Source organism: Sabulibacter ruber (assembly GCF_017355955.1).
Taxonomy (GTDB): domain Bacteria; phylum Bacteroidota; class Bacteroidia; order Cytophagales; family Hymenobacteraceae; genus Nibribacter; species Nibribacter ruber_A.
In genome coordinates this window covers 1-313 of sequence record NZ_JAFFID010000068.1, presented here as the reverse complement: position 1 = coordinate 313, position 313 = coordinate 1, and the positions used below count along the sequence as shown (strand labels likewise).

1 protein-coding gene is annotated in these 313 nt (G+C 71.9%); it reads left to right on the top strand.

Annotation, left to right across the window (positions count from 1 at the left end):
* Positions 1 to 7 precede the first annotated feature (7 nt).
* Positions 8 to 313: hypothetical protein (locus tag JT719_RS24480; RefSeq protein WP_207436409.1), on the top strand; the 306-nt coding region annotated here is incomplete at its 3' end.

Genomic DNA, 313 nt, shown 5'->3' with positions numbered 1-313 from the left:
CATCGCCATGGGAGACCAGCGGGCGGTCGCGGCGCGCGGGGGCCTCCATACGGAGGGACACTGGGTCTGGAGATGGAAGGACCGCATCGACCGGCGCTTCATGCGTCGCTTCGGGGATCTGCCGCTTCTGCCGCGGGGCATACCCGGCGCGACGGTGCCCTTCGCCGGAAAGGACGGGGCGCGCCAAGCAATGGAGGCCCAGACCATCGAGGCAATGCGTTGCGGCGGCTGCGGCGCCAAGGTGCCGGCCGGGCCGCTGGCCCGCGTGCTGGCGCGGCTCGGGACGGCACCGAACTCCACTCATGACGATGCA